Here is a 404-nt window from a genome sequence, read left to right as displayed (position 1 = left end):
TGTGCTCTTCCGATCTATACTCCCAATAATTTGATCATCTAGAAGTAAAGGAACCACCATTAACGCCTTCGATGGCGATCGCAAAGGAAGCTCAATTAAGTTCCAGTCTGGTTTTTTTGTCAAATCATTAATAACAACAGGATTTTGAGTATCTAATAAGCGTTGAAGAACCGGATTTCCGCGAATGGGAACGGCTGACTGGGGTAAATTTTCTGGGCTTTTAGCATCAGCAGAAGTTTCATCTATTTGATCAACTTCATCTATTTCATCTTCTGACCAGTCTCGGACAACAGAAGTTTCATAGTGAGCATCATACAACCCCACACATTGCACAAATTCATCCTCTTTCGTCCACAAAGATAGGGCGCAACCATCAACGCTGAGGGCTTGTCCGAGTTGTTGAG

General features: G+C 42.1%; 1 protein-coding gene. It reads right to left on the bottom strand.

What is annotated here, in order from left to right; translation table 11 throughout:
• A partial coding sequence (locus M595_RS28595; protein ID WP_023070029.1) for a GAF domain-containing protein occupies positions 1-404 on the bottom strand: 404 nt, incomplete at both ends.

It is taken from the genome of Lyngbya aestuarii BL J (assembly GCF_000478195.2).
Classification (GTDB): domain Bacteria; phylum Cyanobacteriota; class Cyanobacteriia; order Cyanobacteriales; family Microcoleaceae; genus Capilliphycus; species Capilliphycus aestuarii.
Note: the sequence above shows the minus strand (reverse complement) of the source record. Positions and strands in the feature narration are given on the sequence as shown.